The organism is Paenibacillus doosanensis, from assembly GCF_025060755.1.
GTDB classification, from domain to species: domain Bacteria; phylum Bacillota; class Bacilli; order Paenibacillales; family NBRC-103111; genus Paenibacillus_S; species Paenibacillus_S doosanensis.
This window is the reverse complement of sequence record NZ_JANYUY010000046.1, coordinates 56,929-65,033: the sequence shown is the minus strand read 5'-3', so window position 1 is coordinate 65,033 and position 8,105 is coordinate 56,929. Positions and strand designations below refer to the sequence as shown.

Genomic DNA, 8,105 nt, shown 5'->3' with positions numbered 1-8,105 from the left:
GTGCTGCTACGCAACGGCCAACTCTATACGCCACGGAAGAAGGTGACGCCTGCGAAGGATTAACGCCTCCTTTGCTAAAGTCCCTGGCATAATTCCCAGTTAAAATCTGGATATTATCTCGATTTTTCGCTGGGTTCAGTTTGAGCTGTCCTTTTTTCGGCACTCCCAGCTGTTACAGCCAAGAAAATTTCCAATTCGACCGATTCGGGGACTTGACATCATACCGCTGGACTTAACATGGTATAAGCCTAAACTTTCAGCAAAAATCATGCGCATCCTCTCCGCCGGTCAGGATGTTTCCGCAGACATTCTCATCATCTCACCCCCCGCTAAAGTGTACGGCCGCCGCAGTCCCCGAAACGAACCGCTGCCGGGCACGCGTTATTTCGCCTTGGCGTCTTGAATCCGCTTGTTAGCCTCCTCCTCGGCCTTGCGCAGAGCCGTGTTCATATCGCCGCTCAGCGCGTTGCCGACCGCTTGCGTGTACGGCGATTCCAGCTGCAGATCGTAAATCGACTTGTACGGAATCGGCGCGAACTGGTTGTAAAATATCGCTTTCAAATTTTTATCCTTGAATTTGCTGTCGGTGCCGAACAGTTGCTTGATCTCCTCTTTCTTCGCGGCCGGCATGACGCCCATCTTCGACAGCTTCGTCTGCATCTCGTCGGAGGCGAGATACGCGATGACGTCCATCGCTTCGTTCTTATGCTGACTGTTCGACGTCACGCTGAAATAGGTCGGGTACGGCTGGGAGCCTACGCCCGGCAGGTCCGGGAAGGTCGGCAGCGCGACCATATCCCAATTCATCGTCTCGAAATTTTTATCGATAAAAATGCTGGAGGACAACAAGGCGAACGTCGCCACCTCGTACGTTTTGAAAAATTCATTCGTATACGGCGTTTTGCCGGTCGCTTTGACGAATTCTTCCCAGCCTCCGGCAGTCTGCGGCTCCAGAAAGACCGTCTGGATAAACTTTTTCCACTGCTCGTCGTTAATCGTCGCGCTGCCCGTTTTCTCATCCACATAAGGCAAGGAGAGCTGATTCATGCGGAACACATGCGTACCCGAGTAGGCGTAGCCGGCATACTGCTTGTTGCCGTCGTTGCGGACAAGCTTCTTGACCAGATCGGAAAACTCGCTCCAGGTCATGCCGTCCTTCGGATAAGGAACCCCCGACTTGTCGAACAGATCTTTGTTGTAGTACATCACGACATTGTTATTGAACACGGGGACGCCGTACATCTTGCCGCCGGACAGCTGCTTCATCGCCTCGATCGTGCCGGGCTCCAGCGTGCCCAAATCGACATTGGACTGCTTGATCAGATCGCTCATATCGTACTGCAGTCCATTGCCGAGCAGACCGCCCGTCAAGAAGCTGATGGAATCGAAATATAGATCCATTTGCTGGCCGGCGACGAGCATTTCCTTAATGCCGTATTCTTTTCTGGAAGGAATGTACTTGATCGTATAATTGGGAAATTTGGATTTGATAGCGTTTCCAAATCTTTCGTTGAAGCTGTCCTCCGAATCCCCGCTGGTAGAGACGACGACAAGCTCGACCGGTTCGCTCGGATTGGATTTGGATTGCACCGGGGCAGGTTCCGTACCTGCCGTCTCCCCCTTCCCTCCGCTGCAGGCTGTTACCGATGCGGCAAGAGATGCTATAATGAGCATCAACGAAGCATTTTTCCAAGACATAAGGCTTGCTCTCCTCCTCTTTTGCAAACGGATTCACGGATTCATGATCACATCCGATTGTTTTTGGAAATCTTTCCTTATTTTTGAATCCATTATATTACATGCCTGATTAGGGGGAAATGACGGATATGGCTAGTTTTTTGCACAATACTGCTAATGAAAATCTGACCACCGTTCCCGGCATCTTGATTTCCGACCACTACATCCGGCCTTCCGGCTATATGGTCAAACGGTCCAAAGGCACGCAAGATTTTTATTTGACCTATACGGTCTCGGGGAAAGGCATATTCCATAACGGAGTCGAGAGCAAGGAATGCGGCGAAGGCGAAATCACGATCATCACTCCCGGCACTCCCCATTATTACGGGACCAAAGAACAGGAGACATGGCAGTTTTATTGGTGCCATTTCATGCCCAAGGAAGAATGGGCTTCGCTTCTGCTGCTGCCCGAAGGAATTAAAGGGATCAAATGGCTTGCCGTCGAGAACGCCTCGATAACGGCCCGTATCGCCTCCGCCTTCGCCAATCTGGTGCAGTACAGCAACGAATCGGGGCCGTTCTCCGAGCGGCTTGCCGTAAACGCCTTGGAGGAGGTGCTGCTGCTGACCGCCGGAAGCCGAGCCGCCGAAATCCGGAAGATCGACCCCCGTGTTCAAGAAGCTCTGGATCTTCTGTCTCAACATTACAGCCGCCCGTTCACCGTAGCTTCTCTCGCCTCCGAGGTAAGTCTGTCTCCCTCCCGCTTCGCCCATCTGTTCAAAAAGCAGACCGGGGAGTCCGTGATGGAAACGCTGATCAAAATCAGGCTTAGACATGCCAAAAAGCGGCTGGAGCATACGTCCCTGTCCATCGCCGAAATCGCCGCCGAAGTCGGCTTTAATAACCCTTTTTATTTCACTCGTCAATTTACGTCCTTTTTCGGGTGCCCGCCGGCTACTTTCCGCAGAAAAATGCTCGCTCTTCAGCCTGCCGCTCCTTCCCAGACGCATTGATTCCCTCTGAGCTCTGACCGGCAATCGGCCTGTAAGCGGCAAAGGCTTGCGTGAGCGCATACAAAATAACCTCCGCGAAAAGCTCTGTGCAAGCTTTCCGGGAGGTTCTGCTTCTTAAATATATGGGTTTAGATTTGCCCGCCGGGGTACAGCGTGGAGCTGTACAACCGCTTGCTCTGCGGCAGCGGAGTGCCGGAGGGAGCCCGATTCCAATCGATCGCCCGGCTGGCAAAGATGGATGCCGTCTCATCGTCGTAGATGATCACCTGCTCGGTTCCTTCGCCCAGCAAATCGGCATGGACGACGTAGCCGTCCGCCGGAAATTCGACGACCGCATTCATCTCCCCGTCATACAAGGTCGGACGTATGCCTCCGCCTCTGCGGTAAGCGAAAATATAGTCCCGCCGCCCTTCATCCCAGCCGCGGATCGTCTCGATAATGGTCAGCCAGCCTTTGCTCTTGCGGTCTTCCTTCCACACTTCATGGCCCTCTCCGTCCAGCAGGAACAAGCCGTCTTTGCCGTTCTCATTGCCGCGCACGATCCGGTCCAGACCGGCAATTTGCAGGCCCGGCATATCGGCGCGGAATTTGCCCAGCGCGACGTGCTGCGACTCGATCGACCCTTCATAGCGCCACAGCTCTGCACCGTGCCGGTCGTACATGACGGTGACACTGCCGCCGATCACCAGCTCGGCTTCCCCGTCGCCGTTCACGTCGCCGACCCAAATGCAATCCGCATGGTCGCTCAAATCCCGGCACGACCAGCGCACTTGTCCGTCCGGGCCCAGCAGATCGTAGCCCGCCATCACTTCATCGCGGCCGTCGCCGTCCAGATCGTACGCCCAAGGGAAATGGCCTACGTTGCCCCGATGCGTCCACAACAGCTTGAACTCCTTGTCCATCGCCCACATCTGCTTATAACGGTTTTTCAATATAATATCCTGCGGGTGCGGGCCTCCGCTCAAGTTAGCGACGATGATGCAGTCGTGCGCGGACGGGTCGGGCAGCTCGTAGACGGCTTTGGCCCTGCCGGTGGCTCCGTCCAGTATATGGAACCGTCCGTCCATGACACATAAAACTTCCAGCTTCCCGTCGGCGTCGATATCGTAGATCTGTACCGGATAATCCGATCCGGGGCCTCCCGGATGTTCGCTCGGCGTCCCCGTCTGCCACAATACATTGCCGAGCAGATCGATGGCAGTTAAGCACTGCACTTGATGCGGAACATAGCGGTCGTCGATGCCTCCGTCAGGCTGGGCGAGCAGCAGCTCCATCCGGCCGTCTCCGTTCAGGTCGCCGACCAGCATTTTGCAGCGAAGCCCCGCGGCCCGGATATCGATTTTCCCCAGGCAGACGGGAGCTGACGTCGTATTTGACATAGCGGTTGATCCTCCTTACAGTCCTTTGCTGCTGCAAAGGTACCATAGTACGGCGGACGGAACCATACACGATACTGCTCTTTTGCTCCAGCATTCTGCTATCTATGATTTCAACCGCTGCGCCGGACGACTCATCTCTCCAGCAGCTCGCGAACGACCTTCACCGTATCGGCGAAGTAAGGACGGTAATCCAGCCCTTCGATGAACTGCAAATATTGCCTGGCGACCGCCTCCACCTGCGGCCTGTATTCTGCCAGCGGCACCTTATAGGCTCCGAGCTCTCTGGCCTCCCCCTGTTCGCGCTCCTCCAGCTCCGTAAGCTCAAGGCAGCTCTCCCCGAGATGCCTGACGCGAAACGAGTATCCCCGGCATTCCGGGTCTCCGCAGCCGCAGCAGAAAAACGGCATGAGCTGCCACTGATCCGCAGCCGCCCAGCGGTTCGGCTCTACATTCTCGCTTAAGCTAAGCAGCATGGCCGGAAGCCCGACATCGACGCATAAAGGCTCGTCGATCAGCTTGTCTCCGTCGATTTCCAGCCGGACATCGGCATGTATAATCTGCAGGTCCCGGTCCCAGGACCATCCTTGGCATGTCAGTAAAAACACGATAATCCACTCCTCTGCCTCTAAACGCACGAGCGTACGCCTTGCCTTCTTGTCTTTCCATTATAGAAAAAGCATTGCGGGTTGTATAGAAGGAACGGGCAGGCCCTTTCACTTGGTGTTAATTTCCAATTTATTTCATGTGTATAATTTTACTTTTGGCACATACTACCTAACGAACGGAGGTGATTAACATGGCACAAGGACAATCCCGCAGCAGCAACACTTTGGTCATTCCTCAAGCTTCCCAAGCTTTGGATCAACTGAAGTATGAAGTGGCACAAGAATTGGGGATCCAAATTCCTCAAGACGGTTACTATGGTTTCATGGCAACTCGTGACACAGGTGCAATCGGTGGCCACATCACTCGTCGTCTGGTTCAAATCGCCGAGCAGCAATTGGCAGGCAAGTTTACAAGATAACGATTGACTTCGATACTTACCGGAGGCGGTCCGATAGGACCGTCTCTTTTTGTCGGCCAGCCCTGCCGTCCGGTTCTAAGAGAAATGTCCGGAACATTAACAGAACAAATCCCCCCAAAAGTGACGTGATGCTCTGAAGCTTATTCCGTCCGCATCCAGCCTAAGCTGGATCGGCGTCTAACCCTTCCTCTGGGATCGTTCTATGGGTAGACTTTACTTTCGGGGGAGACCACGGATTTCCACAGGAACTTGCTGCGCATCATTTCCTAAACAAAAAAAAGCCCGCCGACTACTCGAGTCAGCAGGGTACCGATACCGATCCAATTCCAATGAATAATGAATAATGAAATAAAAAGAGAAAAATAAGGGCATAAGCTAAAAGAATCGGCAAGTCGTATACATCTTACATAGTTATATTTTTCTTTTTTTCTCTGCATCGGCAAGAACGCTTGCCATATTGTAGTTCGACTCGAAAGAAACGCTTGTGCACAGCGTGTTCTTCTTCATCGCGAATTCGAATAAAATTTCCCCGTGAGTCCAACGCTTCAGCTTGAGCGACTCCAGTGCGGTTTGCCTAAATGATTGCACGTGCAGCTCAGACAGCCCCGAATCCATCATTTGAAGTTGTCCTCCTTTACTTTCCAGAGGAAATGCTCTAACCCCAAACTTCCCGATGACGTTATTGCGAATTTGCACGAACACTGTTCCTGAGGTCAGTTGGGTCAGCTCATCCTTAATTTCGCGGAACACGATATCAAGCTGTCTGGCCAAAGGTACATTTTCTAAAATCATTAAGATCCCTCCCATCTAGTCTGTTTCTCAAGATTTTGTGTATGTAGTTCTAGTGCTGTAGCCCCATTATATGTAAATTTTATATGTTTATCAACAATTAATAACATTTTTCAGAAAACTTCCTATATTTCTACACGATCAAACAAATTTAGACAAAATATTCTAGGACTTTTTATCCAAATTATTACTTATAAGGGTAAATTAAACTATACGTTCAAACCACATTTTCCGAAAAATCGACCTCTTTCACCCTGCCCGGACGAAAAGACAAACAAATACCGGAAGGGAATCCCTTCCGGCTTCGGCGCGTTCAAGCTCCCTTAGCAAAACCGTTCATCTTCGGCTTTCGGGCGCTGACTTTTTATTCCTCGTCGCAAACATCGGCGTTCAGCTCGATGACATTATGATCAGGGTCCAGCACATAAATTTGCGGGAAACCGGTCCTCGCATGCGGTCTCGCTTCATAGGGAATTCCTTGCGATTCCAGCCACAGCCGGGCGGCTTTGTAGCTGGCGACGCGAAGGGCGAAATGGCCGTCACGGGTGTCGATCGGCCCCTCCCTTAACGTCTCCCCGTTGTGCACGATCAAATGAAGCTGCTGTCCCGAAGCGCCCACCGCATACCAGGCTCCGGAGAAATCGAACGGAGGGCGCTCGATCTCCGTAAGGCCCAATTTCCCGCCATAAAACGACTTGGCTTTTTCCAAATCGCGAACGCATACGCTGACATGATGAATCGTTTGAACATCGAGCATAGATCATCTCTCCCGGATCGTTTCATTTTTAAAAAAAGCGGTCAGAGCCTATAGTCCCATAACGCGAATTTTACAAAGAACCGCGTGGCAGTCATAGGAGAAAAGCTATAGACCATGGTACTTTTGGGTGATATAATTCATCATAGTAATAATTTAACATTCAATGTAAAGGGGACTTGCTGATGGACCGGATTCAAAGCTTGTCGTTTAAAAAGAAACTGCAGCTCGGCTGCTACTTGCTTGTGGCCATTTATTCGATCGCCTTTCTCATCATGGTTCTCCAAACGGATCATCTTATTATCGGCATCGCCTTCCTCGTGATCATGGCCGGACTCAGCTTTCCTTTTATAAGCTGGTTTGAGAGAACGCTTACAGAGCCGATCAACAACATTTCCCGGGTCGCCCTGAACATCTCTAAAGGCGATTTTTCACAGAAGGTAGCCGTCCAATCCGATGACGCGTTAGGAGAGCTCGGCAATGCTTTCAACAAGATGATGGACAAGCTTCGCGAAATTTTGCACGATACCGGAAATATGTCGAAGCATGTATTCGACTCCAGCCGCGACATTTTCTTCAAAAACGAAGGCTTGAAATCGGTGCTTGAGCAAGTAGCCATCTCCTCGGGCGAGCTCGCCGCCGGCGCCAACCAAATTTCGGAGGAAATCTCCGGCATTTCGATCGCTACCAAGGACATTGAGCAAAAAGTCACCTCTTACACCGCCTCGACCAAGGAAATGGACTCCCGCTCCGGGCAGATGATCACCCTTGTGGAGAAGGGACTGCAGGCCGTCGAAACGCAGAGCGAAGGCATGAAGCGCAACGTCGCCGCTACCGCCAACGTATCGCAGACGATCGACAAGCTGGCCGAGCAGGCGAACGGCATCTCGCAAATTACCCGCACGATCTCCGATATTGCGGAGCAAACGAATTTGCTGTCGCTGAACGCGTCTATCGAAGCGGCCCGCGCCGGAGAGCACGGCAAAGGATTCGCCGTTGTCGCTCAGGAAGTGCGCAAGCTGGCCGAAGAGTCGACCACCTCGACCAAGGAAGTGTTCTTCCTCGTGCGCAACATCGAAGAAGGCATTCGCGAAGCGTTGGCACATATTACCGAAAACGAACAAATCGTACATAAGCAAACCCAATTGATCGACGAAACCGAAACCGTCTTTGCCGAAATCGTAAATAGCGTGAAGTTTATATCCGAGCAAATTACGGCCTTCGCCCGCGAAAGCGAGCAAATGCTGGACAGCGCCCAGCGCATTTCGGCAACGATGGAGAACATATCGGCCATTACGGAGCAGTCCGCCGCCGGCACGCAAGAGGTATCCGCCTCCATGAACGAGCAGATCAGCTCGGTTCAAGCGATCGTCGAGCAATCCGAGCAAATGACCAAGCTGGTGACCAAGCTGCAGCAAACGATTCAAATTTTCAAACTGTAAGCCGCCGAAAGGGCCGGAGTGAGTCAA

The 8,105-nt window shown here is 52.2% G+C and carries 8 protein-coding genes; 3 read left to right on the top strand and 5 right to left on the bottom strand.

Annotation, left to right across the window (positions count from 1 at the left end; genetic code table 11):
- Positions 1 to 381: 381 nt before the first annotated feature.
- Positions 382 to 1,698: an ABC transporter substrate-binding protein gene (locus N0M98_RS25710; protein ID WP_259619584.1), complete on the bottom strand. Its 1,317-nt coding sequence runs from the start codon at positions 1,696 to 1,698 to the stop codon at positions 382 to 384.
- A gap of 128 nt (positions 1,699 to 1,826) precedes the next feature.
- Between N0M98_RS25710 and N0M98_RS25705 the strand changes: the two genes are divergently transcribed.
- The gene (locus N0M98_RS25705) at positions 1,827 to 2,690 is read left to right on the top strand and encodes a helix-turn-helix domain-containing protein (protein WP_249865401.1); all 864 of its coding nucleotides are present in this window, start codon (positions 1,827 to 1,829) and stop codon (positions 2,688 to 2,690) included.
- A 128-nt stretch (positions 2,691 to 2,818) separates the two neighbouring features.
- Here the strand turns inward: N0M98_RS25705 and N0M98_RS25700 are convergent, their stop codons facing one another.
- Positions 2,819 to 4,069: a hypothetical protein gene (locus tag N0M98_RS25700; RefSeq protein WP_259619583.1), complete on the bottom strand. Its 1,251-nt coding sequence runs from the start codon at positions 4,067 to 4,069 to the stop codon at positions 2,819 to 2,821.
- Positions 4,070 to 4,200: 131 nt separating this feature from the next.
- Complete coding sequence (locus tag N0M98_RS25695; RefSeq protein ID WP_249865403.1) at positions 4,201 to 4,674, bottom strand: hypothetical protein; 474 nt, start codon at positions 4,672 to 4,674, stop codon at positions 4,201 to 4,203.
- Between the two features lie 191 nt (positions 4,675 to 4,865).
- On the opposite strand from N0M98_RS25695, the gene N0M98_RS25690 reads away from it, so the two are divergent.
- Positions 4,866 to 5,093: an alpha/beta-type small acid-soluble spore protein gene (locus N0M98_RS25690; RefSeq protein WP_249865404.1), complete on the top strand. Its 228-nt coding sequence runs from the start codon at positions 4,866 to 4,868 to the stop codon at positions 5,091 to 5,093.
- A 411-nt stretch (positions 5,094 to 5,504) separates the two neighbouring features.
- Here N0M98_RS25690 and N0M98_RS25685 read toward each other — a convergent pair whose 3' ends face one another.
- Entirely contained in the window at positions 5,505 to 5,885 is a 381-nt protein-coding gene (locus N0M98_RS25685) for an O-methyltransferase (RefSeq protein WP_249865405.1), read from the bottom strand.
- A gap of 361 nt (positions 5,886 to 6,246) precedes the next feature.
- Positions 6,247 to 6,639, bottom strand: coding sequence for a VOC family protein (locus tag N0M98_RS25680; protein WP_259619582.1), 393 nt, complete (start codon positions 6,637 to 6,639; stop codon positions 6,247 to 6,249).
- A gap of 182 nt (positions 6,640 to 6,821) precedes the next feature.
- Here N0M98_RS25680 and N0M98_RS25675 point away from each other — a divergent pair, with 182 nt between their 5' ends.
- Positions 6,822 to 8,078, top strand: a complete 1,257-nt coding sequence (locus N0M98_RS25675) for a methyl-accepting chemotaxis protein (protein WP_249865407.1) — start codon at positions 6,822 to 6,824, stop codon at positions 8,076 to 8,078.
- Positions 8,079 to 8,105 lie beyond the last annotated feature (27 nt).

Bases quoted from the DNA above. Each gene is read 5' to 3' on its own strand.
- N0M98_RS25710 (WP_259619584.1), bottom strand. From the start codon at position 1,698: ATGTCTTGGAAAAATGCTTCGTTGATGCTCATTATAGCATCTCTTGCC.
- N0M98_RS25705 (WP_249865401.1), top strand. From the start codon at position 1,827: ATGGCTAGTTTTTTGCACAATACTGCTAATGAAAATCTGACCACCGTT.
- N0M98_RS25700 (WP_259619583.1), bottom strand. From the start codon at position 4,069: ATGTCAAATACGACGTCAGCTCCCGTCTGCCTGGGGAAAATCGATATC.
- N0M98_RS25690 (WP_249865404.1), top strand. From the start codon at position 4,866: ATGGCACAAGGACAATCCCGCAGCAGCAACACTTTGGTCATTCCTCAA.
- N0M98_RS25685 (WP_249865405.1), bottom strand. From the start codon at position 5,885: ATGATTTTAGAAAATGTACCTTTGGCCAGACAGCTTGATATCGTGTTC.
- N0M98_RS25680 (WP_259619582.1), bottom strand. From the start codon at position 6,639: ATGCTCGATGTTCAAACGATTCATCATGTCAGCGTATGCGTTCGCGAT.
- N0M98_RS25675 (WP_249865407.1), top strand. From the start codon at position 6,822: ATGGACCGGATTCAAAGCTTGTCGTTTAAAAAGAAACTGCAGCTCGGC.